We start from the raw sequence: 23520 nt of genomic DNA on the forward strand, positions 1-23520 counted from the left end.
AATTTGGCGCGTTGCAGCGAGGCGGCTCTAGAACCGCGGAATGTCGGGAAACGCCAGCTTGCCGGCATGGACGTGCATGCGACCGAGCTCGGCGCAGCGGTGCAGGGTCGGAAACACCTTTCCGGGATTGAGCAGGCCCTGCGCGTCGAAGGCGCATTTCAGGCGCTGCTGCTGGTTGAGGTCGATCTCGCTGAACATCTCCGGCATCAGATCGCGCTTCTCGATGCCGACGCCGTGCTCGCCGGTGAGCACGCCGCCGAACTCGACGCAGGCGCGCAAGATGTCGGCGCCGAAGGCTTCGGCGCGCTCGATCTCGCCGGGCTTGTTGGCGTCATAGAGGATCAGCGGATGCAGATTGCCGTCGCCGGCATGGAACACGTTGGCGCAACCGAGCTGGTATTTTTCGGATAGCTCGCGGATGCGCGCCAGCGCCTTCGGCAGCGCACCGCGTGGGATGGTGCCGTCCATGCAGAGATAGTCCGGCGAGATGCGGCCGACGGCGGGGAACGCGGCTTTCCGGCCGGCCCAAAACAGATTGCGCTCGGCCTCCGAGGTCGAGATCTGGCAGGTGGTCGAGCCGCAAGCGTTCGCAATCGTCTCGACCCGCGTGATCAGCTCATCGACCTCGATCTTGGGACCGTCGAGCTCGATGATGAGGAGGGCCTCGACATCGAGCGGATAGCCGGCATGGACGAAGGCTTCCGCGGCGTGGATCGCAGGCTTGTCCATCATCTCCATGCCGCCTGGAATGATGCCGGCGCCGATGATGCGCGCCACGCATTCGCCGGCCGCCTCGACTTGCGCGAATCCGACCATCAGCGCACGCGCCGTCTCCGGCTTTTGCAGGATGCGCACCGTGATCTCGGTGATGACACCGAGCAGGCCTTCCGAGCCGGTGATGACGCCCATGAGGTCGTAGCCGGAGTTCTCCGCCGATTTGCCGCCGATGCGCATGATCTCGCCGCTCATCAGCACGATCTCGCAGCCGAGCACGTTGTTGGTGGTCATGCCGTATTTCAGGCAGTGCACGCCGCCGGAATTCTCCGCAACATTGCCGCCGATCGAGCAGGCGATCTGCGAGGACGGATCCGGCGCGTAGTAGAACCCGGCATGGGCGACGGCCTGGCTGATCGCGAGGTTGGTGACGCCGGGTTCGGTGACGACGGCGCGGTTGTCGAAATCGATCTCGCGGATGCGCTTGAACTTGCCGAGGCCCAGGAGCACGCCGTCTTCCAGCGGCAGCGCGCCGCCGGAGAGCGAGGTGCCCGAGCCGCGCGGCACCACCTTGATGCCTTGTCCGGCACAATATTTCAGGACGAGCGAAACCTGCTCGGTCGTGTCGGGCAGCACCACGACCATCGGCGGCTGCCGATAGGCCGTCAATCCGTCGGATTCATAGGCCCGCATCTCGGCAGGCGTATCGATCACGCCTTCGCCTGGGACGATTGCGCGCAATGCAGCCACGATCTCGGCGCGGCGCGCGAGCACGGCCTGGTCGCTCGCAGGCATCATGATGGCCATAACATTTCCTTCATGGCGTATCCTTCCGGCTGAGGCCGCACGATCGAATTGTCGCGGCAAATCAACCACGTCCGCGGTGGTTTGGGTAGGCCATCCGAAAGTCGGATCGACGATCTTGCACGAGTTCGCTCTGGGACAAGTAGGAAATCGTGAAACCTGCCATGGTTTGGCGGCTTGTCCAATCCGGACAGGCCTGCCAAAACCGGCAGGTCCGACCATTGCCGATCAGGCATGCAACTGACCAGACCCCAGGGAAGAGACGAAGAGCACCCGATGACAAAACTGATTTTTGGCGCACTGACCATCCTCACCGCGATTGCCACCGCACCTGCCGCGATGGCGCAGGATGCCGCGGCCGGCAAGTCTTCGTTCAACAAATGCCTGGCCTGTCACGCGATCGGCGAAGGCGCCAAGAACAAGGTCGGCCCCGAGCTCAACGGCCTCGACGGCCGCAAGTCCGGCACCGCGCCGGACTACAATTATTCCGACGCCAACAAGAATTCCGGCATCACCTGGAACGAGGCGCTGTTCAAGGAATACATCAAGGACCCGAAGGCCAAGATCCCCGGCACCAAGATGGCGTTCGCCGGCATCAAGAACGAGAACGAGATCAACAATCTCTGGGCCTATGTGTCGCAGTTCGACAAGGACGGCAAGATCAAGCAGTAAGCGCGTAAGCGGCGGCCGCTAATCGGCGGCCGCCTGCGCCGGGACGATGTTTCCGATCATCGTCTCGATCTCCGTCTTGACGAGATCGGGCACCGCGTTCTGCACCATGTGGCCGAGATCAGGCAGCACGATCAGCTTGGCATTCTGCACGGTGGCAGCGAACGGGCGCGCGTGAATGTCGGTCTTCACCGTCTTGTCGGGTTCGCCGGCGATGATCGTGACTGGCGCCGATATCTCGCCGTAGCGGACGACCTGCACGGCGACCGCTTCCTTCAGCGTCACCAGATCATAGGCATTGGCGATGAACTCGCGCGGGCGCAGCAGCAGCGGCGTCGCGGAGTCCCGCACGAAACCATCCGGCATCATTTGCGGCAGGAAGACGTTGCGCGCGCCGGGCTCGCTCAGGAAATAGCCCAGCGGCAGGGTTATGGTGTAGGCGAGCAGCGGGCCGATCACGGGCGTTGCTATGATCTCGTTGTAGCGGCCGACGCCGCCGCGCCAGGGATGGGTGACGGGCGCGAGCATCACAAGGCCCGCGACGCGGCCAGGATGATCGAGCGCCAGCCGCGCGCCAAGCGCGCCGCTCCAGGAATGCACCACGAAGACCGCGCGATCGATCCCGAGTTTGCCGAGCGCCTCATCGATCATCCGCGCCTGCACCTCCGGGGTCGAATCCTGCCGCCGCGCCCGCGTGCTCCAGCCATGACCGGGACGGTCGATCAGGATGACGCGATGATCCCTGGCGAGGAGATCGCCGAGCGGCCGCCGCATCGCCTCGAGGTTGGAGCTCGCGCCGTGCAGCATCACGATCGGCAGGCCCGAATCGCGCGGGCCGATATCGACGAGGTGAAGCACGGCGCCATCGACCTCGATCATCCGGCCTTGCGGTGGAAAGGCGCGTTGCACAGCGAGGACGCCGGCCTGCGTGACCAGCGCCAGCACAACCAGCGCGGTCACGACTGACATCACGATCATGGATGGAATCCGGGCGATCCAGGGCACAGGGCAGTTACGTGGCTTGCGGGCGGCAGTTTCGCCCGGGGAGCCCCGCGCTCCACTTGAAATACCGGGGCTGTGGATATGTGCATAATTCAAGCGGTAAAAACGCAACGAAATCAATGCTACTCCCCGCAGCACGCAAGCCTCGAAACAGGTTCATGCAGTCGTCATCGCGGCGTCCATATAATCGCCACGGTCGGTTCCGCCATTTAGACGCAGGTGGGCGCCGATCCTGCTCGCAACCCTCTGGGATGCGGGAAAGACCGGCAGGATTTATCCTGATTTGAACCGGAGAATTTCGATGAGCCTGAGATCCAAAGATACTGCGATCGACGAGATCGTGGCAAGCTGCCACGGCGACCTGCGCGGTGCTGTGCGCGCGCTGCTGCTGATCAACGAGCACCTCGAGACGGAGCTTGCAAAGGCCTACGCCGCAGCAGTCGATCGCGGCCTCGCCGAGCGCGAGGGCAGCGTTTTGCACTAGGTCGCTGTCGACCTAGTTCGTGCTGTCCTCGTCCTTTTCCTCGTCAGGCGTGGGTGCGGGACAGGCGCGGATGGTCGAACGGGCAAGCTTGGCGTCGGCCTTCGATTTGTAAGGACCGTCACCGAACCAGACGTCGCCGATGATCACGGGATTGCTGGTCACGATGTTGCATTTTCCGGTGGCGCGATTGCCAACCACCCAGAACAGTCCGTCGGCGAGGCTCGCCGTGCCCGACGCCAACAGCAATGTACCTGCAAAGATCAAACGCTTCATGGCTGTGCTCCCGCCATGAAGGTAGGCCTGCGGCGGTGCCACCCACACCCCTCGTGACGCAGCGCGTGTCATCGTGGTTAATCCGCCTGCGTTGCATTCGCTCGAGCAATGATCGACTTGTCCGCTAAATATCGCGGCCTTCGACCTTCTCGGTCAGCGCCTTGACCTGATCGGGGATCTTCTCGAGGTGCGGATTGACGGCGAGTGCCTTGCGGTAGGCCTCGAGCGCGCGCTTTTCGTCGCCGACCTCCTGCATGATCATGCCGAGGCCTGCGAGCGCGCCGAAATGGCGGGGCTCGCGGATCAACACCTCGCGAATGTCGGCGAGCGAACGGCCATAATCGTTCTGCATGTAGTAGAGCGTCGCGCGACGATTCCAGGCCTCGATATAGTCGGGCCTGAGCTTGACGACCGAATCCAGCAGCTTGATCGCGACCTCGATCTTCTTTGCGTCGACCGCGGTCTTGGCCCGCGCCATCAGCAGCGCCGCGGTGTCGCTCGGGGTCTGGATCCAGATCGCCCAGATCCGCGCCTCGACGTGCTTGGCGCTGGCCTCGTCGGGCGCAGCTTTCAGCGCGCCGAACAGGAAATCGAGATTCTTGGTGCGGTCGACCTTGGGCAGCTTGGCCGGCGCTTCCGGAAGTTTCTTCTGCTTGCCGGGCGGGCTCGGTGGATCAATCTGCTGCGCCAGCGCCGGAGCGAGTCCGGCGGCTCCCAGCACAAGAGCCAGACACAGGGTGCGCGCGACGAAGAATCTCACTGCCATGGCCGAAGTCTAAACGCGCAAAGCCGCCCTTGCAAAGCAGGGGCGGCGTCAAACTCGTGTGAGACCGTGGTCTTGCGGGGCGCTCGCGAGCGTCCGGCAGGGCGAAATCAGCCCTGACGTGCCTTGAAGCGGCGCTGCACTTTGTTGATCACATAGACCCGGCCCTTGCGGCGGACCAGGCGGTTGGCGCGATGGCGACCGCGCAGCGATTTCAGCGAGTTACGGACCTTCATGGCAGAATCCTGAACGTTCGAAAGGCCGTGTTCGGCACTACCGTTTCGGCACGCGCGAATGAGGCAAAATGAGATTTTCCCGCTGGCGGACCGACCGCCCGGGACGGGGCGGTTCTTAAGGCATGGGAGGACCGGATGTCAATGTTAACTGGCCCGATCCCACCCAGCAAATTCAGGAAAACAACCCCATGCAAAGTAGAAGCGGCCGGATCGGCCCAATCAGCATCTCGGGCGACGCCTGTCCCACGACGCCTTGTCCCACAATGCCTTGCCAAATTCGTTATATCATATAATCAATTCGACAACCCGTCGGGAGGAAACCCATGCCGAAGCTGAAGCTGCCCAATATCGACGACGTCGTCGCCATCGATATCCACACCCACGCCGAGGAGCCCTGCGGCACCCATCCCGACGACGGCTATGACGATTTCCAGGCGCAGATGGCCGACTATTTCAAGTCGCCGCACAAGCATCCGCCGACCGTGCCGGAGACTGCCGCCTACTATCGATCCAAGAACATCGCCGCGGTGATCTTTCCGGTCGACGCCGAGCGCGAGACCGGCTTCCGCCGCTACAAGAACGAGGAGATGCTGGAGATCGCCTCCGACCATCTCGACGTTCTCATCCCCTTCGTCTCGATCGACCCGCACAAGGGCAAGCTCGGGGTGCGCGAGGCGCGCAAGCTGATCGAGGAATACGGCGTTCGCGGCTTCAAATTCCACCCGACCATGCAGGGCTTCTACGCCAACGACCGCATGGCCTATCCGCTCTATGAAGAGATCAACAATGGCGGCGCGATCGCGCTGTTCCACACCGGCCAGACCGGCGTCGGCTCGGGCATGCCCGGCGGCATGGGCATGCGGCTGAAATATTCCAACCCGATGTACATGGACGACGTCGCGGCCGATTTCCCCGACCTCAAGATCATCCTCGCGCATCCCTCTTTCCCCTGGCAGGAGGAAGCACTGTCGGTCGCGACCCATAAGCCCAACGTCTACATCGACCTCTCGGGCTGGTCGCCGAAATATTTCCCGCCGATCCTGGTGCGCTACATCAACTCGATCCTGCAGGACAAGATGCTGTTCGGCTCGGACTGGCCGGTGATCACGCCGGACCGCTGGCTGTCGGATTTCGCCAAGATCGACATCCGCGATGAGATCCGGCCGAAGGTGCTGAAGGCGAACGCAAGGAAGCTGCTGGGGATCTAGGGGCGCACTCGTCAGCGCATTGAGGGCTTCGACGCTGCTATCGAAGCCCTCATGCTCAGGTCCTCAAGGCTTAAGACTCAAGGCCGATGCTCGCGCCGCGCAGGTCCAGCACCCAGCTGCGGCCCAAGTTGCGGATGGCGGCCTTGGCGCGGTGAATCCGATGGCGGCGTCGCGCGCGATCAGTTCACGCTTGCGAGGAAGCCGGCCAGGATTGTCCGGCTTTCGCTGAGCGTCTCGATACGTTCGTCGATCAGGCCGACCTGCTGAGTGAGTATTTTTCGCAGCTCGTTGCACGGCGTGAAAGCCGGATCGTTGTTCCTTACGCAGGGGAGCAACCGCTTGATGGTTTCGAGCGTCATCCCCGCGCCGCCGAGCATCTTGATGCGCCGTACGGTTTCCTCTTCGGCCGTGCCATAGTCGCGATAGCCGGAGTTCGTCCGCAGCGGCGCAAGCAGTCCTTCGCCTTCGTAGTAGCGCAGCATTCGGACGCTGACCCCCGTCCGTCGGGAGAGTTCGCCGATTTTCATCTGAAGCCTCTTGACCCTCACAGCGCTGTCAGACCTTACAGACTTCGCTCGTCCAAGTGAATGCCACTTGTGAAGGGAGCAACGATGAAAGCCTACCATTTGAATGGCCATGCTGGTGCTGGCCGCCTTGCGTGCGTCGACGTCGGCAAACCCGAACCCGCCAATGGCGAGGTCCGCATTCGGGTCGAAGCGGCAAGTCTGAATTACCGCGACCTCCTGGTCCTCGACCGTGCAGGCCAAGGCGAGCTCAACGGACGCGTTCCACTCTCCGACGGTGCGGGTGTCGTTGACGCCATCGGCGCCGGCGTCGCGCAATGGCGGCTCGGGAACCGCGTCGCTGCATCGTTCTTCCGCGATTGGATCTCCGGGCCGTTCAAGTCCAGCTACATTCCGTTATCCCTCGGTGGCAACACGATGGACGGAATGCTGGCTGAGTATGTCGTGCTGCCGGCGACCGCGCTGGTCTCAGTGCCGGCGCATCTGTCCGCGGTGGAGGCAGCGACCCTGCCCTGCGCCGGCGTCACGGCTTTTCATGGCCTCATCGCACGCGGCGGGATGCGCAAAGGCGACACGCTGCTGGTCCAGGGAACAGGCGGCGTCGCGCTGTTCGGGCTTCAATTCGCAGCGGCGCTGGGCGCGCGCGCGATCGTGATATCATCCTCGGACGAAAAACTCGCCCGCGCCAAGGCGCTGGGCGGTTCGATCCTCATCAACTACCGCGACACGCCGGACTGGGATGTCGCCCTGATGAAGGCGACGAATGGCGCCGGCGCCAGTCATATCCTCGAACTCGGCGGTCCCGGCACCTATGACCGATCGCTGCGATCGGTCGCTTCGGGTGGCAAGATCGTTCAGATTGGGGTTTTGACGGGGTTCGGTCCCAAGCCCGACCTCGCACGCCTGCAGTGGGAGAATGCCGACATCATCGGTGTCACCGTCGGATCGGCCGAACACTTTGTCGCGATGAATCGCTTCCTGACCGAGCATGCGATCCACCCGATCGTCGATCGGGTCTACGACTTCGACGAGGTTCCCGAAGCATATGCGCACCTGCGGACCGGCTCACATTTCGGCAAGGTCGTGATCAGGCTTTAGAAACCAGAGGCCCAAGTCGCGATTGCCTCTTGGACCGATTTCGCTGCGCCTTGTATAGTCCGTGGACCGCAACGATCCCGAGGGACAGGTGAATTGAGTCTCAAAGCCGTTGTCTTCGACGCCTACGGAACGCTTTACGATATCCAATCGGTCGCGGAGATCACCGAGGATGCGTTTCCCGGCTACGGTGAGATCATCACGCAGATCTGGCGGATCAAGCAGCTCGAATACACCTGGCTGCGCTCGCTGATGCGGCGCTACCAGGACTTTGCAGCCATCACGCGCGACTCGCTCGCCTATACGTTGCGCGTGCTCGGGCTCGCTTACGAGAACGAGGCATTCGAGCGCGTGATCGAGAAGTACCTGCATCTCGATCTCTATCCGGATGCGACGGCAGCGCTCACGGCTCTGAAACCGCGAAAACTCGCCATCCTCTCCAACGGCAGTCCGGACATGCTGAATGCGCTCGTGCGCAACTCCGGTCTCGACGCCCTGCTCGATGCCACGATCAGCGTCGACGCGAAGAAGATCTTCAAGCCGAGCGCGGAGGCCTATGAGCTGATCGGCGAGGCGCTCGGCACCGCGCCGGACGAGGTGCTGTTCGTCTCCTCCAATCCCTGGGATGTCGCAGGCGCGAAAGCATTCGGACTGAACGTTGCCTGGATCGAACGGGTGAGGCCCGAAGCGATGGCACTGGCTTGCGTCGAGAACGAACTCGTGGCACCGCTGACGATGTTCAAGGCGATCCGCACCCAGATGGACGAGCTCGGCTTTGCGCCGGATCATCGTGTCCGGGCGCTCTCTGAGCTGCCAAGGATTGCTTAGGCGTCGCCGCCCGCCCTTAAGTCTGGAATGAGCCGACCTGAATGAGCCTTCAATCCGTTCGCGATTTCTTCGCCGAAAAAGCCCCCGACATATCAGTCATCGAATCCCCGATCAGCTCCGCGACCGTGCCGCTGGCCGCCGAGGCTTATGGCGTCGAGCCCGGACGCATCGCCAAGACGCTGTCGTTACGGATCGGCGAACGCGTCATCCTGATCGTCGCGGCCGGCACCTCGCGCATGGACAACAAGAAGGTGAAGGCGGCGTTCGGCGGCAAGCCGAAGATGCTGGGGCTGGAAGAGGTCGCGGAGGTCACCGGCCACGAGGTCGGCGGCGTCTGCCCGTTCGGACTGAAGGCGCCGCTGCCGGTCTATTGCGACATCTCGCTGAAAGCGTTCGACGTGGTGGTGCCGGCTGCCGGCTCGACCCATAGCGCGGTACGGATCACGCCGGAGCGGATGGCCGAGCTGACCGCGGCGGAATGGGTCGATGTCTGCGAGACCAGATCCGAAGCGCGCTAATCATCCTCGTCGTAAGGCCGGGGCTGGGTCGCCGGAGGCGGCGGCGCAGCATTGTATCGTGGCGCCGGCGCGGCGCGATTGCCCGGAACCTGCTGCTGCGGCGGCATCTGGTTGTTGGACTGGAACACCGCGCGACAACCGCTGGAGAGCTGGGGCGTATTCTGCCGCAAGCAGGCCGTAATGCGGCTCACATCAGGGATCTGGTCGCTGCACAGCCGCCATACATCCGGCGTGCAGGCCATCTGCTGCTCCATGGTTCCGCGATACTCTTCAGCGGATGCAACGCCCTGCGCGGCGATGCCGCCGATCGCAAGCGCCACACCCAGCGCAATCCGCTCTGTTCGCATGTCCGATTCCTTCGCGAGTCTTTCGAATTCTGCTGAATCAATGAGACGCGGGGAGGTTCTGGACCAACAAAAAATTGTGAAAACGGGCCAGGAACCTATTCGACCTTGCCGATCTTCTTCACCGCCGCAATCAGCCGCGCGCTGTCGACCGCCACGAACTCGGCAAACGCCGGCGCGTCCTGATAGGCAACGAGACTGCCCGACGTTTCGAAGGCCTTGAGCACGTCGGGGCTCGTCATCACCTGCGCCATTGCCTCGCGCAGGCGAGTCGCGATCGGGGCAGGAAGAGCATTCTGGGCAAAGAGTCCGGCCCAGATGTACATCTCGACGTCCTTGTAGCCGAGCTCCTGGAAGGTCGGCACGTCGGGGAAGCTTGCGATGCGCTTGGCGCCGCAATTGCCGAGCACGCGCAGCTTGCCGTCCTCCACTTGCGGCTTCAGCGTTCCCGGTGCGGCGGCGATCGCCTGCACGGTGCCGCTGAGCAGCGCGGTGAGTGCCGGTCCGGCGCCGCGAAACGGCACATGGAGCAGCTTGATGTCGGCGCTGCTCGCAAACATCTCCATCGCCACGTGCAACGTGCCGTAAGGCCCCGACGAGCCATAGGTGATCTGGCCGGGACGCTTCCTGGCATCCTCGACGAAATCCTGCGCGGTCTTCCACGGCGCCGAGGCCGGTACCGCGAGCAGCGTGGGATCGGCCAGCACCCGCGCGATCGGCATGAACTGCGAGAGCTCGTAGGCGACCGGACGGTCGAACAGCCGGTCGGCCTCGGGCAGCACCGCGAGCGAGGACAGCGTCATCAGCAGCGTGTAGCCGTCAGGCTCGGCGCGCGCCGCCGCGGCGTTGCCAACGGATCCACCGCCACCGCCGGCGCGGTTGTCGACGATGACCGCCTTGCCGAGGATTCGCTCCAGCGCCTGTGCGACGGGGCGCGCCGCGAGATCCGCCTGGCCGCCGGCTGGAAACGGCACGATCATGGTGACGTTGCGAGTGGGATAGGCTTGCGCGAAAGCCGCGCTCGACAACACAGGCAACAACGGCAATGCGGCAGCGGCGCGCAGGACATCGCGGCGATCCATGGCAGACTTCCCCCCTGTTTTCTTGTTTCGCTGCCAGCCTAGCGTGACCCTCCGCAAGAACAAGCCGCGCGGCGGGATTAACGAAGCATTATCCATGTTCCGCCCGGTCAGGAACGCCCCCTGGACTCTACCGTTGCCTCCCAGGGAGTGGAGCGATGAATAGACTTCAGACCATTGACGTGGCGCTGGACGAGATGCTGGTGAATCTCGCCGCTATCGTGTTGCGGCTTTCAAAGCCTGACGTGACACGAACGCCGGAAGCGCAACGCGCATTGGCGCAATCCGTGCATCAATACGCGGTGTGTGCGGCACGCTCGAGCGATCCGCGCGTGCACGAATTGAAGACACAGCTGGAGGGGACGTTGCGGCCGGCCTTGCGCGTGGTCGCGATCGACGGCGTGAAGGTATCGTAGTCGAAGATTGGTGGGCACGCTTCGCTTTGCCCACCCTACGATAGCTGTGCGGCGAGGTGCCGTAGGGTGGGCAAAGGCGCGCTCTTCGCGCGCCGTGCCCACCATCATTCGCCGAATTGCCTGGCAACGTCCCGCATATCCCCTCCCCAATCCACGGGAAGGGTGCCCTGCTCGACATAGCGATGGAAGCTGCTGTGAGGCCAATCGCGCACACGCGCGACGAGGCCATGCTTCACGGGATTGAAGTGTATGTAATCAACGTGCCGCTCCAAGTCAGCATCGTCGCGAATTGAGTGCTCCCAGAAGCGGCGCTGCCAGATGCCCTTCTCGCGCTTCCTCGACTTACTGATTGAACGCTCGCCGGCCTCCAGCCGCCGCGCAAACCCACCCTTGATCAGATTCCATCGCGACGAAAAGTCGGCGTCATCCTAAGGCAACGCCCAGATCGCATGGAGGTGGTCAGGCAAGATACAAATCGCGACGGTCTCGAACGGCCGGCGTTGCACGACCGTTCGGTAAATCTGGCGTAGGCGATCAACCTGGTCGACGAGTAGCGTACTTGACCGATCAGCTAGCACGACGGTGAAGAAGAACATGTTGCCTTGCGCTCGGCGGTACTGAGGCACTTGCGATTCCTCGCGTGAATTGGTGGGCACGCTTCGCTTTACCCACCCTACGGCACCTACGCTGTTCGCTCGCTCTTCTTCACCCGCCGTTTGCACGTACCCGGCAGCTTTGCCGCGAGAAAATCGCCGAGCGCCTCGACGCGTGCGGGGCGCGGGCCGCCGGGTGGCGTCACCAGATGCACGGCGCCTTCGACCTGCTTCCAGTCCTTCAGGATCACTTCGACCTCGCCGGAGGAGATGGCGTCGCCGACGATGAATTCTGGAAGGTCGGCGATGCCGAGGCCGGCGATCAGCGCCGGCATCACCGCGTCGCCGTTGTTGGCACGGAGCTGTCCGCCCGGACGCACGCTGGCCTGCTCGCCGGCCGCATTGGTGTAGTGCCAGACGTTCGGCGTCGAGAGATAGGCGTAGCTGAAGCATTTGTGCGCGGCCAGATGCATCGGATGCGTCGGTCGTCCCTCGCGCTTCAGATAGGACGGCGCGGCCACAGTGAAACGCGGCATGGTGAAGAGGCGCCGCGCGATCAACGAGGAATCCGGCAGCCGCGCGATCCGCACAGCCATGTCAAAGCCCTCGCCGATCAAATCGATGGTCGCATCGCTCAGATGCAGGTCTACCGAGACTTCGGGATAGGTTTCGAAGAACTCCGGCAGCAGCGGCGCCACCGCCTTGATCCCGAATGTCATGGGCACGGCGAGCCGCACCAGGCCGCGCGGCGCGACCGACTGCGCCAGCGCCTCGTTCTCCGCGGCTTCGCCATCGGACAGCAGGCGCGTCGCACGCTCGGCGAGCTTATGGCCAGCATCGGTCAGCGCGAGCCGGCGTGAGGTGCGGTTGAACAGCCGGGCGCCGAGCCGCTCTTCGAGGCGCGTGACCGCCTTGGACACCGTCGCCTTGGACATCGCGAGCTCGCTCGCGGCCCCCGCAAACGACCGTAATTCCACGACTTTTGCGAAAATCGCGAGTGCCTCGAAATCGGGAAGTTTGGCCATCGCGGGTCCGATCGGGATGTTTTTGGAAACAATACGTTTCAACAGTTTCTATTTATATACCACAGGCGGAGGCTTATCCAAGGGTGATCAGACATTCAGGGCTGGAGAAATCCAATGACCAAGAAGCTCTCAGGCAAGGTTGCCCTCGTCACCGGCGGCTCGCGCGGTATCGGCGCGGCCTCTGCCCGCGCACTCGCCGATGAAGGCGCTGATGTCGCCATCAGCTACGTTGCCTCTCCCGAAAAGGCGGAAGCGGTCGTCACCGAGTTGAAGGCCCGGGGCGTCAAGGCCCGCGCCTTCAAGGCCGACCAGGCCTCGGCCAAGGACGTGACGCAGCTCGTCAAGGCCGTCGCGAAGGAGTTCGGCCATCTCGACATCCTCGTCAACAATGCCGGCGTCGCGAGCGGCGGCGCGATCGACGATGCCAATGCCGACACCGAAGCGCTCGCCCGCCAGGACGCGGTCAACGTGCATGGCGTGATCGCGGCGATCCGCGCCGCTTCGCAATTGATGGGCGAGGGCGGCCGCATCGTCACCGTCGGTTCGATGCTTGCCGACCGCGCCTCGTTCCCGGGCCTTGCCGACTACGTCGCCACCAAGGCGGCCATGGTCGGTTACACCAAGGGCGCAGCCCGCGACCTCGGCCCGCGCGGCATCACCGTGAACGTGGTGCAGCCCGGCTCGATCGACACCGACATGAATCCGAAGGACGGCGGCGAGTTCGCCGAGACCCAGCGCAAGCAGCACGCGCTGCAGCGCTTCGGCCGTCCCGAGGAAGTCGCCGCCGGAATCGTCTTCCTCGCAAGCCCGGAAGCCTCCTTCGTCACCGGCGCGGTGCTCAACGTCGACGGCGGTTTCGGCGCCTGATCAAGGCGCCACCCGCCAAAACAAGGAATTACGCAGATGATCGAACTCAGACCTTTCGCAAAGCTCGGCGGCGCCGATCACGGCTGGCTCAACGCCAAGCATCATTTCTCCTTCGCAAGCCATTATGACCCCGACAACATGGGTCACGGCGCCTTGCGGGTGTGGAACGACGACGAGATCGCGCCGAACACCGGCTTTCCAGCCCATCCCCACGCCAACATGGAAATCATCACCTATGTGCGCGAGGGCGCGATCACCCACCAGGACAGCCTCGGCAACGAGGGACGCACCGAAGCGGGCGACGTGCAGGTGATGAGCGCCGGCAGCGGCATCCGCCACTCCGAGTACAATCTCGAGCCGACCAAGACACGCATCTTCCAGATCTGGATCGAGCCGACCGCGCGCGGGGGGCAGCCGACCTGGGGCTCGAAGCCGTTTCCGAAAGGAGACCGCCCCGGCAAGCTCGTCACCATCGCGAGCGGCTTCGAGCAAGACACCGACGCGTTGCCGATCCGCGCCGATGCGCGGGTGCTCGCCACCACGCTGAAGGCAGGCGAGAGCGCGGAGTACGTGCCGCACAAGTCGCGGCACCTCTATCTCGTGCCCGCGGCGGGGTCGGTCGAGATCAACGGCGTGCGCGTCAACGCCCGCGACGGCGCCGCGATCCGCGACGAAGACAGGCTGAAGATCACGGCTCTGGAAGATTCCGAGATCGTGCTCGTCGACGCGGCTTAGCAACGCATTCGTCATGCCGGCTTGTCCCGGCATGACGCTCCCGACACCCACCATCAAATCTGCATCCAACGGAGATCATCATGACCAAAGTTCTCGTCCTCTATTATTCCGCCTATGGCCACATCGAAGCGATGGCCAATGCCGTCGCCGAGGGCGCGCGTGAAGCCGGCGCCACCGTCGACATCAAGCGCGTGCCCGAGCTGGTGCCGGCCGAGGTCGCGAAAGCCTCCTATTACAAGGTCGACCAGACCGCCCCCGTCGCGACGATCGAGGACCTCGCCAATTACGATGCGATCATCGTCGGCACCGGCACCCGCTTCGGCCGCATGGCCTCGCAGATGGCGAACTTCCTCGACCAGGCCGGTGGGCTCTGGGCCAAGGGCGCCCTGCACGGCAAGGTCGGCGGCGCCTTCACGGCGACCGCGACCCAGCATGGCGGCCAGGAGACGACGCTGTTCTCGATCATCACCAACTTGTTGCATTTCGGCATGGTCGTGGTCGGCCTGAACTACGGCTTCTCCGGCCAGATGAAGCTCGACGAGGTCACCGGCGGCGCACCTTACGGCGCCACCACGATCACCGGCGGTGACGGCAGCCGGCAGCCCAGCGCCAACGAGCTCGCCGGCGCACGCTATCAGGGCCGCCAGATCGCGGAGACGGCCAGGAAGCTGCACGGCTGAGCGCGGTTAAGCTTTACGCCTGAACCACTGCATGGCAGGTGCGATCTGGGCGGCATTCTCTTCGGGGGATGCCGCCCCATCTCTGTGGTCGGGATATTTCACCAAAAGCGATACGAATGGCTTTCGAACTCTTGTTGATCGCGCAGATGATCCGCAGGCCCGCCCAGGCGCTGGCGCGGCGATGGTATTGCCGCAGCCTGTTCCGCGCCTCGCGCGGCCGCTTTCATTGTGCCGGCTGCACGAAGGCGTGACCGGCTAGGCCTGCGTGATGTCCGCGTTGGGCTTGATGGGCGCAGTCGCGACAGGCGCCGGTGCCGTCGAGAGCCACCAGCCGTCACCGCCGAACCAGCACGTCTCGTCGGGAGCGCCCTCTCTCCGCAACGACTGCACGCCCTCCCATCCCCTTGCGAACGCCTCCGCCAGTCGCCGGGCAGCATCCGCATCCTGCAATCCCGCGCAGCCGATGAATTGGGCACGCCCGAGGAATTTGGCGGGCCAGGCTGCCCGTTCGTCCGGGCGCGTGATCATCAGCATGCCGCCGAGCATGCCTTCAGGCGCGAGCGGAAACACCAGCCGCCCACCGGGCAGCAAGGCATCGAGCCATTCGGCAGCCGGCTGCGCCGCACCCGCGCAGACATAGATCACGTCGGCTCTGGGCAGATCGGACGCGATGCCCGAACGATCCCACACATCCACATGGTCGATGTCCTTCAGATTCTCGCGCGCGAGCCCTGCCAGACGTTCGTCGATCTCGTAGGCATGGACGCGGCCGCCGGGGCCGACGAGATGCGCGAGGATCGCGGTGTAGTAGCCGCTCCCCGCGCCGATCTGGATCACGGTCTCGCCTTCCTTCACCGCGCAACCGCTGAGCCAATAGGCGTGCGCGCCGGGCATCCCGATATTGAGACCCCGCGCGCTGTCGAGCGCGAGCAGCGTGTTCTGGTAGAGGAAGGCGGGATCATCGTCGGGCGTCACGACATAGGGGTGTCCGCCAACCGAGATCGACCACGGCCCGGGTCCGGCGAACGGCTCGCGCCTGACGGTGCGATAGGCTTCCTCGATACGGGGGTCTGTGGCCCTCGCCGCGGCGCAGATCAACTGCGCATAGAATGCGCGATATTTTGCCGAACGATCTTTCATGTCGCCTCCGGGAAACAGGCGACGATAACACAACGATTGCGATAATCGCGTGACCCTGCAATCCAGGGCAGCGCGTCAGCGCGCGCTCTTGCCCATCGCCTGCGCCGCAAAGGCGGCAAGCCTGGGGTGACGGCGCAGGCCCTGCGCGACATGGTCACGCCACGCGAAGGGCATGCCGCGCCAGGACAGCGCGACGCTGACATCAGTCAGCGGCACCGGCTCGGCGCCGAAGCGGCGCTTGTAGTCCTGGTTGCCGATGCTGAGGTCGAAACGGCGCACGCCGTCCGCATGCAGCGCCGCCATGGTGCGCTCGGTCACGAGCAGCCCCGGCGAGCAGCTCGACCAGGAATCGCCGGCGTGGCTGATGCGCAGCAGGAAATAGGTCGCACCAGACCTGACGCCGAGCGTGGTGGCAACGACGGCCTCGTCGCAGACCAGCGCCGAAATGACGGCGTAACCGTCCGCAGCACCCTGGCGGGCGACCTCGCGATAGAACTGCGCATGGGTTTCGTCGTTGAGGACAAAGCGCGAGCCGAGCTTTCGCATGCGCGCCTGCTGCTGGGCATCCATCACGTCCAGCAGCTCGCGCGCACGCGCGACATCGGTGGCGATCTCGAATCGCGCGCCGGCGTGACGGCTGAAGACGCGCCAGCAGCGTGGCATCTGCATGCGCTTGATCGAGGCCTGGTAGGCTTCATAGTCGTCGCCGGTCAGCACGAGGTTGCCGTTGAGCGAGCAGGATCCGATCCGGCCGAGCGACACCAGCGGGTTCGGGTTGCTGCCAATCTGGGCCGGCATCTTCTTCAGGCGCAGCAAATCGAAGCGGTCCGGCAATGCGCGCAATGCGTCGATCAACGCCTTGCCGATCGCATCCGCCGCCGCCGCGTCCAGCGCGGCATCGAGCGCCAGAATCGGCGCGTTGTTGTCGGAGACGCCGAGATCGGCGAATTCGACGATGCGGATGCCGCGCCTGAGATGGCTGATCATCGGCACCATTGCGATGTCCTTGCCAGTCGTGGCATCGGAGATCAATGCAATCAGCGGCGAGAGATCGTGGAACGCCTCGTACCAGGCGCTAAGCCAATAGCCATGCTGGAATGCAGTGCGATGGCCAGCGTTCAGGCGCGATGCGGCCTGCTTCCAGTCACGCACGAAATCGACCGCGATTCCCGACGCGCTGGACACAAGATCATCTGGTTGCTCGACGCTGAGGATCGTCATCCGCGGGACATGCGATTACTGGGTGTTTCCAGATAGATTATGTTTTGTCGCGGCCACAAGTGACCTCACCGCTTATCGTTAAGCCGATGCCACTGCGGCAGCACCGGCTGCGACAAGTCATCCGTTTCCGCGACGCATTGGAACCTGGCCAGGAAGTGCAGGCCGGCCACGGCAACAGCGAACATGAACCAGATCGGATTCTGCCGTTCGAGCAGGAAGGTCTCGGTGGCCCCGTAGTACAGGCCGAACAGCCACACGGTCAGGAACAGCTTTGCCAACGCACCGCTGCGGTTGTGAGTTCGGGCCGTCTGGAAATTGCCGAGCGGCGCGAGCACGAAGACGAGGATCACCAGCAACAACCCCGGAAGGCCGATGGTGACCGCGAGGTCGAGATAGCTGTTGTGGCTGTGCGCGGCGCTCGTTGCCCATTCGGCGCCCTGGACGGTCTGCCGTGCCGTCACGTCGTCCCAGAACGCGGCGTAGCCGTGACCAATGGTCGGCTTCTCGGCGACGGCTGCGAGCGCGAACTCCCAGATGGCAGAACGGCCGGTGAAGGTGGGATCGAGCGGAAGCAGCCGCGTCATCGCCCCGAGCGCCGGGCTCAGGACGCTGCCGACTGTCAGCAGGTTCATCACGATCAGCGGCACGAAGCAGATCATCCGCCTCAGCCACAGGCTCGGCGTGACGCAGACCAACGAGGCGAGCGCGTAGATCGCAAGACACAGCACCGACGACGTCTTGCCGCCGGTAAAGATCAGGAAGATTCCGGCCAGCGCGGCGACGGCCGGGCCCATCACGAACGAGCCGACGCCGGACAGATAAATGCCGACATAGATCAGGATGGTCATCACCGGCGAAGCGATGTTCTTGTGACCAAAGCTGCCGCGCCAGTCGCCGGCCAACTGCGGCTCGGTGACGTCGAGTGCGGTGTGCATCGAGTATTGCGGCGCCAGGAAGACGCCGAGATAGCAGAGCGCAAGCAATACGAGCGCGGCGCCGCCGAGACACAGGTTGAAGCTGCGCTGCGTCGGCGGCAGCAACGGCAAAAGCACCGCGAGCGACATCACGCTGGCTGCGAGCACGAAGCGCTGCATCGAGACTCCGCGATTCTCGGAGAAGACGATGTTGATCAACAGCCATCCGACCAGGCAGAGATGCAGCGGCGTCACCAGCGTCTTCAGCGCGGGCGCATCCGTTGCGGCGACCAACAGTACCGCGACCGCCGCCAGCAAGCCCCAGGAGACATAAGTGAGCGCCATCCGTCCGCCGACGACGGTGGTGACATCCTCGTTGCGCAGGTCAGGAAACGGATCGAGCGTCACCAGCACCAGGAGCAGGGCTGCGACTGCGACGAGGCAGCGCGCCGCCCGCACGGCGTCGATCCCCGCAAGCCCATCGCGCAGGACGCCGCCGAACGATCGGGCCTCGACGTCGGTCATATCAGTGGCGCTGCGATCCATGGCTCGAGAGTAGTGGTGAAGCCGGGGGAAGCTCCAAGAGTTAGCCGATCCCTGTTAAGCATTCGTCAACCAGTCCAACGGGGCTCTGCGGCACCGCCTGCGGCCGCACGATGCTCCGCGCGATTTCGTAATATTGAAGCGCGCGCTGTTCCAGCGTGAGGTTGTCGAGCACGAAGCCGCGCGGATCGAACGTATCGGCGGCGCACCCGGCCCAGAAATCATCCCAGCCCGCCTCGAACCCGGCGATGTCGACGAACTTGGCGCCGCAACGATCGTCCCAGTACGGCACCGACGAGACCGGGGCGAACTGGACGCGATGCGGATAATAATCGGGGTCCCGCCAGGGGCCGCCGGGATCCCAGGCGAGCACCGGGACGCCGCAAGACAATGCCTGCTGATAGGCGATGCCCTGGCTCTCGTTCTGGCAGAGGAAGATCATCGCACGCGATCGCGCGAGCGCGGCCCGATAGTCCTCTTCCTTGTAGCTGCCGTAACGCAGCTCGGTGAACGAGCGGCCTTCCCTCGTGAGCCGGGCGCGGACGGGTTCGATCAGCTCCGCCGCGTAGCGATCGCGGTCCCAATGCACCTTGTCGTAGATCAGGACGTCGACACTCTTTTGCGAGGTCGGCGACGGTGCCCAGAGATCCGTGTCGATGCCGATCGGCCAAGCCTCCGTGTCGGGCCAATGCGGCCGATACATGTCGGCGTACCACGGGCCGGGCACCACGACCTTCTTGACCGGCAGGCGCTTGAACAGGTCGGGATCGTCGAGCGGATGATTGTGGGCGGCAACGCCGAGCAGGATCGGATTTTTCCAGGCGAACTTGTCGAGCAGGAAGGTGCGGCCGATGATGCAGGCGAGTTCGCCCGGATGCCGCGCGATGTAGCCATAGTCGTTGACGCGATAGCGGATACCGAGCCGATCGAGCCCCGCACAGAGATTGAGGAACACGCGGAGCTGCCCGCTCATGCGCGGCTCGCCGAGCAGCATGCGACGCGCCACGCGCCGCAGATGCCGGTCGCCGGGAAACCAGCGATCGTCCTTGTCCTCGTAGAACAGGTTGAGGACCATATCGTCCGGATCGTAGTCGAATGTCTTTGCGGGCACTGGGGTCCATCCGCGGCGGTCTGGCGCACATTCTCGCATGGGACCGGCTGTCGCACTCTTCCAAATTTGCCACAGGCTTAATGCCGGCGGCTTAACGCTAATTGACGAAACCAACACTGCGGCAGCCTTCGTGGCGACGCTTTTTTCCCAATGCGAGTATCATTCGCGACGGCCAAGGTTGCGATCGATCGCATTACCAACTCGCAGAAGCGCCCTGGTTAACAGACCGTTAAAGGCGAGCCGTATCTTGATCAGCGCGGAAGAAATTCTCGAATTACCGGCGACATCGCGCGTCGCTCCGGCGGCGCGCCTCCCGCTGCAGGTCGGCTCAACCACATCGGTGTCCGTCGTCATTCCCGCCAAGAATGTTGCGGCCTATGTCGGCGAAACCCTCGCCAGCGCACTGGCGCAGGCCGAGGTCAACGAAGTGATCGTCGTGGACGACGGCTCGACCGACGACACCACCGCCATCGTCCGCGCCATTCGTGACCCGCGACTGCGCCTGATGATCAACGGCGCAGCCGGCGTATCGGCTGCGCGTAATCTCGGCGCACAGCATGCGAGCAGCCAATGGCTGCTCTTCCTCGATGCCGACGATCGCCTACGACCCGGCGCGGTCGCGGCCCTGCTGGCCGCTGCGCGTGCCGCGCCGCGAGCGGTTCTTGTCTACGGCGACTACAACACGATCGACAGCGAGGGACGGCAGATCGGCCGCCGGGATCTGCTGAAAGGACGCCGCAAACCGTCCGGCGACGTGCTGGCGCGGCTCGCGGCCGGAAACTTCATCGTCAATGGCGGCATTGCGCTGGCACGTGCAGAGGCCTTCCGCGCTATCGGCGGCTTCGACGTCTCGCTCAGATATTGCGAAGACTGGCACTGCTGGTGCCGCCTTGCCGCGATCGGCGAATTCGAATTTGCGCCAAACCTTCTGCTCGACTACCGCCTGCACACGGCCAACACCATGAACGCGGCGGTGCGGACGCCACAGGATTTCTTTCCGGCGATCGCACGAATATTCGACGACGGGTTGATCATGGCGCGACTGCCCGCGGGCATGGCAGCCGGGCTGCGCCAGGCCGCCGAGGTTCATCTCGTCACGTATTCGGCGATGCAAGCGGTCCGCTTCGGCAGATATCGCCAGGCCTTCGCCTATCTCGGGATGGTCGGGCGCCGCTCGCTCAAATCGCTGCCGCGTTCCGCGGTTAGGGTCGCCCTCGCCTGCTTCGGTATTTAGACCGCGACCTCGGCGTCAGGACGCGATCTTCGAGGCCTTATAGGGTTTCGGCTCGATGCCGAACGCGGCGAGCGCCGAGCCGAGCGCGACCATCACGGGATGCATCGCGACGAAGGCTTTCGACGATTTCAGCAGAGCGGCCGCGCGCACCAGCGACAACGGCAACCTCCCGAGCATCTGCGCAAACACCCACACTCGCGCCGGGGCGCCCTGCGCGGCCTTGGACTGCACACGATAATTGATCGCGCCGATGCGCAGGCCTCGCTTCACGATCCAGCCGAAACTGGTGCGGCTTTGCGGCACCGTCTCGGTGATGACTGCCTCCGCCGTCCAGTGGAACGTCATGCCGGCATTGCGGCAGCGCACGAAGAAATCGCAGTCGCCGCCCCCGAGGAAGTTGAAGCGCGGGTCGAAGGCCGGACGGGCGAACCTCTCGAACGCCGCACGCGTGATCAGGCAATTGCCGCAGCCGTAGATCAGGGGCACAGCGCCGCTGTAATCATAGGCGGGGCAGAAAACGGGGTGGCGCGAAAGCCAGGGCATGCTGCGATCCTCGAAGACCGGCAGCACCGGCCCGCCGACCAGATCGGCGCCGGTCGCCTCCGCGGTGCGAACCATCAGCTCGAGCCAATCGGGCGAGGCGATCTCGTCGTCGTCGATCATCAGGAACCGGGTCGCGGCGGGAAACAGCGCCAGCGCCGTCTCGAACGCGGCGTTGATCGCCTGGACGTTGCCTTGCCGTTTCTCAACCAGGCAGACACCCTGAAGCCTGCCATCGGCGAGATATTCCGCGGCCACCGGCGCGCTTTCGCGCCGGACCGCATCGTTCTCGACCATGACGACGGCGAAGGAGCGCGGGGTGCGCTGGCTGGCGAGCGAGTCCAGCGTCGACCGCAGATGCTGCGGGCGGCGGAAGCAGGGGATGCAGACGACGATACCAACCGACAGGTCGATAATCCGGGAGCTGGCCGCGATCTCCCGGTGGGGATCGCGCACGGCATCCGAGATACGCGTGGCAGACAGGTCTGTCGGGATCAATGTCATGACGTTCTAGATGTCCGAGATAGATTGAAAAAGCCCTGCTTCGATCCGGGGATCAGCGCCGTCCCGCGACGGCACATCGCCGCGGGACAGGCACGTCCCAAAATGAACGGCCGGTTTGAGCCTCGCGACGGCGCCACGCCGCCGATTTTCCGCCATCCATGCACTTAACTGATTTCGGGTGTTTCTGCTGCGAAGCCTTGCGCGCAGTGATGCTGCAATTCGCGGTCCACCGTGCCGATGGCGGCTGGCGTGGACGATACCGTAGTTAACGCACATGCTCATTAACCCGATCGTAAGTACCGCGACGGGTGAAGCGTCGCGGTATCGGATTTGCTCTACGGGCACACGAGATTTTTCCTGTAAATTTAAGTCGAACAAGCGCGGTCAGAAAATATGAACAAGCCAGCCACGATCGATTTCGCGACAGCCACGACGGTCCAAATTCCCGCGGCCATTGCACACACTCAGGCGCTGCACGATCTCGTCCCCGGTGAAGCCCGCGACAGCTTGCTCGCCGTCCACGACGTACTGCGCCGCGGACTGCCGCAGGGCCAGCTCGCCACCTACGAAGCCGGAGGCGGCTCGTGCAGCGTCCTGCCACCGGAATTGCTGAGCCGCAGCAAGGTCACCGTCGTCGATATCGACGAGGACCAGGTCCGCAACAACAGCTACGCGGACGAAGCGATCCTCGGCGATGTCCAGACCTACCGCTTCGGGCGCGAGACCTTCGATCTGGTGATCTGCTACAACGTGATCGAACATCTTCCCAACGTCGACGCCGCACTCCTGAATTTCCGAGATGCGCTCAAGCGCGGCGGGATGATCCTGATCGGCGCGCCCAATCCGCGCTCGTTGTCCGGGGTCGTCACCAAATACTCGCCGCACTGGTTCCACGTCTGGTTCTACCGGCACATTCGAGGCATCAAGGATGCCGGCTTGCCGGGCGAGCCGCCGTTCCCGACCTTCTTCCATCCCCTGGTGTCGCTACCGAGGCTCGAAGCGTTCGCCGCCGCCAATGGCCTCGAGATGATCTACCGCCGTGAGGTCGAGAGCCCGCGCTATCCCGAGATCCGCCGGCGCAAGCCGCTGTTCGCAGCCCTGGTCGACGCCGGCGCCGCCGTGCTCAACGCCATGCTCCCGCGCGGGACCGACGTCCGCCGCGGCGATTATCACGTCATCCTGCGGAAAAGCTGACGGCCATGGTGCGCGCGCAGCCGATCGCAAGACCAGCGAAGCCTCGCGGCCACGATGCACGCGGTAACGAACCGTTAATCTCTGAAGGACCGCGCCATCGCATGCGTCACGGCGACGCGTCGAAGAGTGGCATGCGCTTAAACGCTTTGTTTGCCATTTCGGTGAATAGTCCCTCAATGAGTATGGTTAATTTTCCCTGTTGCGTTGAGTGGGCACCTATATCTGAGGTGCGTGGCGTAGAGCGAAGAGTACCCCCTCAGCT

At 64.0% G+C, this 23520-nt stretch carries 27 protein-coding genes and 1 pseudogene; 13 read left to right on the top strand and 15 right to left on the bottom strand.

What is annotated here, in order from left to right; all coding sequences use genetic code 11:
* Positions 1 to 27: 27 nt before the first annotated feature.
* Positions 28 to 1521 carry an FAD-linked oxidase C-terminal domain-containing protein gene (locus tag AC0L30_RS15750; protein ID WP_473404664.1) on the bottom strand — a complete coding sequence of 498 codons (1494 nt, stop codon included), beginning with the start codon at positions 1519 to 1521 and terminating at the stop codon, positions 28 to 30.
* A 273-nt stretch (positions 1522 to 1794) separates the two neighbouring features.
* On the opposite strand from AC0L30_RS15750, the gene cycA reads away from it, so the two are divergent.
* Positions 1795 to 2190 (top strand): cytochrome c-550 CycA, encoded by a 396-nt coding sequence (gene cycA / locus AC0L30_RS15755; protein ID WP_219685371.1) that lies wholly within the window; start codon positions 1795 to 1797, stop codon positions 2188 to 2190.
* 18 nt (positions 2191 to 2208) lie between these two features.
* On the opposite strand, the gene AC0L30_RS15760 is transcribed toward cycA, so the two are convergent.
* Positions 2209 to 3165 (bottom strand): alpha/beta fold hydrolase, encoded by a 957-nt coding sequence (locus AC0L30_RS15760; protein WP_354128666.1) that lies wholly within the window; start codon positions 3163 to 3165, stop codon positions 2209 to 2211.
* A gap of 325 nt (positions 3166 to 3490) precedes the next feature.
* Here AC0L30_RS15760 and AC0L30_RS15765 point away from each other — a divergent pair, with 325 nt between their 5' ends.
* A complete protein-coding gene (locus AC0L30_RS15765) occupies positions 3491 to 3673 on the top strand; it encodes a hypothetical protein (protein ID WP_007596968.1) in 183 nt (60 codons plus the stop codon).
* Positions 3674 to 3685: 12 nt separating this feature from the next.
* Here AC0L30_RS15765 and AC0L30_RS15770 read toward each other — a convergent pair whose 3' ends face one another.
* The 3 genes from AC0L30_RS15770 to ykgO form a co-directional block, all read right to left on the bottom strand.
* Complete coding sequence (locus AC0L30_RS15770; protein WP_007596971.1) at positions 3686 to 3946, bottom strand: hypothetical protein; 261 nt, start codon at positions 3944 to 3946, stop codon at positions 3686 to 3688.
* A 124-nt stretch (positions 3947 to 4070) separates the two neighbouring features.
* Entirely contained in the window at positions 4071 to 4712 is a 642-nt protein-coding gene (locus AC0L30_RS15775; protein ID WP_219685373.1) for a tetratricopeptide repeat protein, read from the bottom strand.
* 107 nt (positions 4713 to 4819) lie between these two features.
* Positions 4820 to 4945 (bottom strand): type B 50S ribosomal protein L36, encoded by a 126-nt coding sequence (gene ykgO / locus AC0L30_RS15780; RefSeq protein ID WP_006611362.1) that lies wholly within the window; start codon positions 4943 to 4945, stop codon positions 4820 to 4822.
* Between the two features lie 323 nt (positions 4946 to 5268).
* On the opposite strand from ykgO, the gene AC0L30_RS15785 reads away from it, so the two are divergent.
* Positions 5269 to 6153, top strand: a complete 885-nt coding sequence (locus AC0L30_RS15785; RefSeq protein WP_007596981.1) for a 4-hydroxyphenyl-beta-ketoacyl-CoA hydrolase — start codon at positions 5269 to 5271, stop codon at positions 6151 to 6153.
* 179 nt (positions 6154 to 6332) lie between these two features.
* Here AC0L30_RS15785 and AC0L30_RS15790 read toward each other — a convergent pair whose 3' ends face one another.
* A complete protein-coding gene (locus AC0L30_RS15790; protein WP_219685374.1) occupies positions 6333 to 6680 on the bottom strand; it encodes a MerR family transcriptional regulator in 348 nt (115 codons plus the stop codon).
* Positions 6681 to 6764: 84 nt separating this feature from the next.
* Between AC0L30_RS15790 and AC0L30_RS15795 the strand changes: the two genes are divergently transcribed.
* The 3 genes from AC0L30_RS15795 (at position 6765) to AC0L30_RS15805 (ending at position 9118) form a co-directional block, all read left to right on the top strand.
* Positions 6765 to 7775 carry a zinc-dependent alcohol dehydrogenase family protein gene (locus tag AC0L30_RS15795; protein WP_473404665.1) on the top strand — a complete coding sequence of 337 codons (1011 nt, stop codon included), beginning with the start codon at positions 6765 to 6767 and terminating at the stop codon, positions 7773 to 7775.
* A 93-nt stretch (positions 7776 to 7868) separates the two neighbouring features.
* Positions 7869 to 8600 carry a haloacid dehalogenase type II gene (locus AC0L30_RS15800; protein WP_354201637.1) on the top strand — a complete coding sequence of 244 codons (732 nt, stop codon included), beginning with the start codon at positions 7869 to 7871 and terminating at the stop codon, positions 8598 to 8600.
* Positions 8601 to 8641: 41 nt separating this feature from the next.
* Positions 8642 to 9118, top strand: coding sequence for a YbaK/EbsC family protein (locus tag AC0L30_RS15805; RefSeq protein WP_007596986.1), 477 nt, complete (start codon positions 8642 to 8644; stop codon positions 9116 to 9118).
* On the opposite strand, the gene AC0L30_RS15810 is transcribed toward AC0L30_RS15805, so the two are convergent.
* Both AC0L30_RS15810 and AC0L30_RS15815 read right to left on the bottom strand, forming a co-directional pair.
* A complete protein-coding gene (locus AC0L30_RS15810; protein WP_007596988.1) occupies positions 9115 to 9465 on the bottom strand; it encodes a hypothetical protein in 351 nt (116 codons plus the stop codon). The genes AC0L30_RS15805 and AC0L30_RS15810 overlap by 4 nt on opposite strands.
* Before the next feature lie 95 nt (positions 9466 to 9560).
* Positions 9561 to 10544 carry a tripartite tricarboxylate transporter substrate binding protein gene (locus AC0L30_RS15815; RefSeq protein ID WP_354201638.1) on the bottom strand — a complete coding sequence of 328 codons (984 nt, stop codon included), beginning with the start codon at positions 10542 to 10544 and terminating at the stop codon, positions 9561 to 9563.
* A 155-nt stretch (positions 10545 to 10699) separates the two neighbouring features.
* On the opposite strand from AC0L30_RS15815, the gene AC0L30_RS15820 reads away from it, so the two are divergent.
* Positions 10700 to 10957, top strand: a complete 258-nt coding sequence (locus tag AC0L30_RS15820; RefSeq protein ID WP_007596992.1) for a hypothetical protein — start codon at positions 10700 to 10702, stop codon at positions 10955 to 10957.
* Positions 10958 to 11061: 104 nt separating this feature from the next.
* Here AC0L30_RS15820 and AC0L30_RS15825 read toward each other — a convergent pair.
* Positions 11062 to 11583: pseudogene (locus tag AC0L30_RS15825) on the bottom strand (REP-associated tyrosine transposase).
* A gap of 56 nt (positions 11584 to 11639) precedes the next feature.
* The gene (locus tag AC0L30_RS15830) at positions 11640 to 12575 is read right to left on the bottom strand and encodes a LysR family transcriptional regulator (protein WP_007596993.1); all 936 of its coding nucleotides are present in this window, start codon (positions 12573 to 12575) and stop codon (positions 11640 to 11642) included.
* Positions 12576 to 12689: 114 nt separating this feature from the next.
* Between AC0L30_RS15830 and AC0L30_RS15835 the strand changes: the two genes are divergently transcribed.
* From AC0L30_RS15835 to AC0L30_RS15850, 4 genes are all read left to right on the top strand, one after another.
* The gene (locus AC0L30_RS15835) at positions 12690 to 13442 is read left to right on the top strand and encodes an SDR family NAD(P)-dependent oxidoreductase (protein ID WP_473404666.1); all 753 of its coding nucleotides are present in this window, start codon (positions 12690 to 12692) and stop codon (positions 13440 to 13442) included.
* A gap of 36 nt (positions 13443 to 13478) precedes the next feature.
* Positions 13479 to 14177: a pirin family protein gene (locus tag AC0L30_RS15840; protein WP_473404667.1), complete on the top strand. Its 699-nt coding sequence runs from the start codon at positions 13479 to 13481 to the stop codon at positions 14175 to 14177.
* 80 nt (positions 14178 to 14257) lie between these two features.
* Positions 14258 to 14857: an NAD(P)H:quinone oxidoreductase gene (gene wrbA / locus AC0L30_RS15845; protein ID WP_473404668.1), complete on the top strand. Its 600-nt coding sequence runs from the start codon at positions 14258 to 14260 to the stop codon at positions 14855 to 14857.
* A 116-nt stretch (positions 14858 to 14973) separates the two neighbouring features.
* Positions 14974 to 15108, top strand: coding sequence for a hypothetical protein (locus AC0L30_RS15850; protein ID WP_354201641.1), 135 nt, complete (start codon positions 14974 to 14976; stop codon positions 15106 to 15108).
* Between the two features lie 4 nt (positions 15109 to 15112).
* Here AC0L30_RS15850 and AC0L30_RS15855 read toward each other — a convergent pair whose 3' ends face one another.
* The 4 genes from AC0L30_RS15855 to AC0L30_RS15870 all read right to left on the bottom strand — a co-directional run bounded on the left by AC0L30_RS15855 (position 15113) and on the right by AC0L30_RS15870 (position 19786).
* Positions 15113 to 15997 (bottom strand): protein-L-isoaspartate O-methyltransferase family protein, encoded by an 885-nt coding sequence (locus tag AC0L30_RS15855; RefSeq protein WP_473404669.1) that lies wholly within the window; start codon positions 15995 to 15997, stop codon positions 15113 to 15115.
* Positions 15998 to 16072: 75 nt separating this feature from the next.
* The gene (locus tag AC0L30_RS15860; protein WP_473404670.1) at positions 16073 to 17218 is read right to left on the bottom strand and encodes a GNAT family N-acetyltransferase; all 1146 of its coding nucleotides are present in this window, start codon (positions 17216 to 17218) and stop codon (positions 16073 to 16075) included.
* 65 nt (positions 17219 to 17283) lie between these two features.
* A complete protein-coding gene (locus AC0L30_RS15865) occupies positions 17284 to 18678 on the bottom strand; it encodes an O-antigen ligase family protein (RefSeq protein ID WP_473404671.1) in 1395 nt (464 codons plus the stop codon).
* Between the two features lie 40 nt (positions 18679 to 18718).
* Positions 18719 to 19786: a glycosyltransferase gene (locus tag AC0L30_RS15870; protein WP_473366926.1), complete on the bottom strand. Its 1068-nt coding sequence runs from the start codon at positions 19784 to 19786 to the stop codon at positions 18719 to 18721.
* 247 nt (positions 19787 to 20033) lie between these two features.
* Here AC0L30_RS15870 and AC0L30_RS15875 point away from each other — a divergent pair, with 247 nt between their 5' ends.
* Positions 20034 to 21020 carry a glycosyltransferase gene (locus tag AC0L30_RS15875; RefSeq protein ID WP_473253576.1) on the top strand — a complete coding sequence of 329 codons (987 nt, stop codon included), beginning with the start codon at positions 20034 to 20036 and terminating at the stop codon, positions 21018 to 21020.
* A gap of 15 nt (positions 21021 to 21035) precedes the next feature.
* Here the strand turns inward: AC0L30_RS15875 and AC0L30_RS15880 are convergent, their stop codons facing one another.
* Positions 21036 to 22064: a glycosyltransferase family 2 protein gene (locus AC0L30_RS15880; protein WP_473404672.1), complete on the bottom strand. Its 1029-nt coding sequence runs from the start codon at positions 22062 to 22064 to the stop codon at positions 21036 to 21038.
* 393 nt (positions 22065 to 22457) lie between these two features.
* On the opposite strand from AC0L30_RS15880, the gene AC0L30_RS15885 reads away from it, so the two are divergent.
* Positions 22458 to 23258, top strand: a complete 801-nt coding sequence (locus tag AC0L30_RS15885) for a class I SAM-dependent methyltransferase (protein WP_473404673.1) — start codon at positions 22458 to 22460, stop codon at positions 23256 to 23258.
* The last annotated feature ends 262 nt before the right edge of the window (positions 23259 to 23520 follow it).

The organism is Bradyrhizobium sp. MI1.11, from assembly GCF_055811255.1.

What these genes read in the sequence shown, in the direction of transcription:
- AC0L30_RS15750 (WP_473404664.1), bottom strand. Translation starts at nt 1,521, where the DNA reads ATGGCCATCATGATGCCTGCGAGCGACCAGGCCGTGCTCGCGCGCCGC.
- cycA (WP_219685371.1), top strand. Translation starts at nt 1,795, where the DNA reads ATGACAAAACTGATTTTTGGCGCACTGACCATCCTCACCGCGATTGCC.
- AC0L30_RS15760 (WP_354128666.1), bottom strand. Translation starts at nt 3,165, where the DNA reads ATGATCGTGATGTCAGTCGTGACCGCGCTGGTTGTGCTGGCGCTGGTC.
- AC0L30_RS15765 (WP_007596968.1), top strand. Translation starts at nt 3,491, where the DNA reads ATGAGCCTGAGATCCAAAGATACTGCGATCGACGAGATCGTGGCAAGC.
- AC0L30_RS15770 (WP_007596971.1), bottom strand. Translation starts at nt 3,946, where the DNA reads ATGAAGCGTTTGATCTTTGCAGGTACATTGCTGTTGGCGTCGGGCACG.
- AC0L30_RS15775 (WP_219685373.1), bottom strand. Translation starts at nt 4,712, where the DNA reads ATGGCAGTGAGATTCTTCGTCGCGCGCACCCTGTGTCTGGCTCTTGTG.
- ykgO (WP_006611362.1), bottom strand. Translation starts at nt 4,945, where the DNA reads ATGAAGGTCCGTAACTCGCTGAAATCGCTGCGCGGTCGCCATCGCGCC.
- AC0L30_RS15785 (WP_007596981.1), top strand. Translation starts at nt 5,269, where the DNA reads ATGCCGAAGCTGAAGCTGCCCAATATCGACGACGTCGTCGCCATCGAT.
- AC0L30_RS15790 (WP_219685374.1), bottom strand. Translation starts at nt 6,680, where the DNA reads ATGAAAATCGGCGAACTCTCCCGACGGACGGGGGTCAGCGTCCGAATG.
- AC0L30_RS15795 (WP_473404665.1), top strand. Translation starts at nt 6,765, where the DNA reads ATGAAAGCCTACCATTTGAATGGCCATGCTGGTGCTGGCCGCCTTGCG.
- AC0L30_RS15805 (WP_007596986.1), top strand. Translation starts at nt 8,642, where the DNA reads ATGAGCCTTCAATCCGTTCGCGATTTCTTCGCCGAAAAAGCCCCCGAC.
- AC0L30_RS15810 (WP_007596988.1), bottom strand. Translation starts at nt 9,465, where the DNA reads ATGCGAACAGAGCGGATTGCGCTGGGTGTGGCGCTTGCGATCGGCGGC.
- AC0L30_RS15815 (WP_354201638.1), bottom strand. Translation starts at nt 10,544, where the DNA reads ATGGATCGCCGCGATGTCCTGCGCGCCGCTGCCGCATTGCCGTTGTTG.
- AC0L30_RS15820 (WP_007596992.1), top strand. Translation starts at nt 10,700, where the DNA reads ATGAATAGACTTCAGACCATTGACGTGGCGCTGGACGAGATGCTGGTG.
- AC0L30_RS15830 (WP_007596993.1), bottom strand. Translation starts at nt 12,575, where the DNA reads ATGGCCAAACTTCCCGATTTCGAGGCACTCGCGATTTTCGCAAAAGTC.
- AC0L30_RS15835 (WP_473404666.1), top strand. Translation starts at nt 12,690, where the DNA reads ATGACCAAGAAGCTCTCAGGCAAGGTTGCCCTCGTCACCGGCGGCTCG.
- AC0L30_RS15840 (WP_473404667.1), top strand. Translation starts at nt 13,479, where the DNA reads ATGATCGAACTCAGACCTTTCGCAAAGCTCGGCGGCGCCGATCACGGC.
- wrbA (WP_473404668.1), top strand. Translation starts at nt 14,258, where the DNA reads ATGACCAAAGTTCTCGTCCTCTATTATTCCGCCTATGGCCACATCGAA.
- AC0L30_RS15850 (WP_354201641.1), top strand. Translation starts at nt 14,974, where the DNA reads ATGGCTTTCGAACTCTTGTTGATCGCGCAGATGATCCGCAGGCCCGCC.
- AC0L30_RS15855 (WP_473404669.1), bottom strand. Translation starts at nt 15,997, where the DNA reads ATGAAAGATCGTTCGGCAAAATATCGCGCATTCTATGCGCAGTTGATC.
- AC0L30_RS15860 (WP_473404670.1), bottom strand. Translation starts at nt 17,218, where the DNA reads ATGACGATCCTCAGCGTCGAGCAACCAGATGATCTTGTGTCCAGCGCG.
- AC0L30_RS15865 (WP_473404671.1), bottom strand. Translation starts at nt 18,678, where the DNA reads ATGGATCGCAGCGCCACTGATATGACCGACGTCGAGGCCCGATCGTTC.
- AC0L30_RS15880 (WP_473404672.1), bottom strand. Translation starts at nt 22,064, where the DNA reads ATGACATTGATCCCGACAGACCTGTCTGCCACGCGTATCTCGGATGCC.
- AC0L30_RS15885 (WP_473404673.1), top strand. Translation starts at nt 22,458, where the DNA reads ATGAACAAGCCAGCCACGATCGATTTCGCGACAGCCACGACGGTCCAA.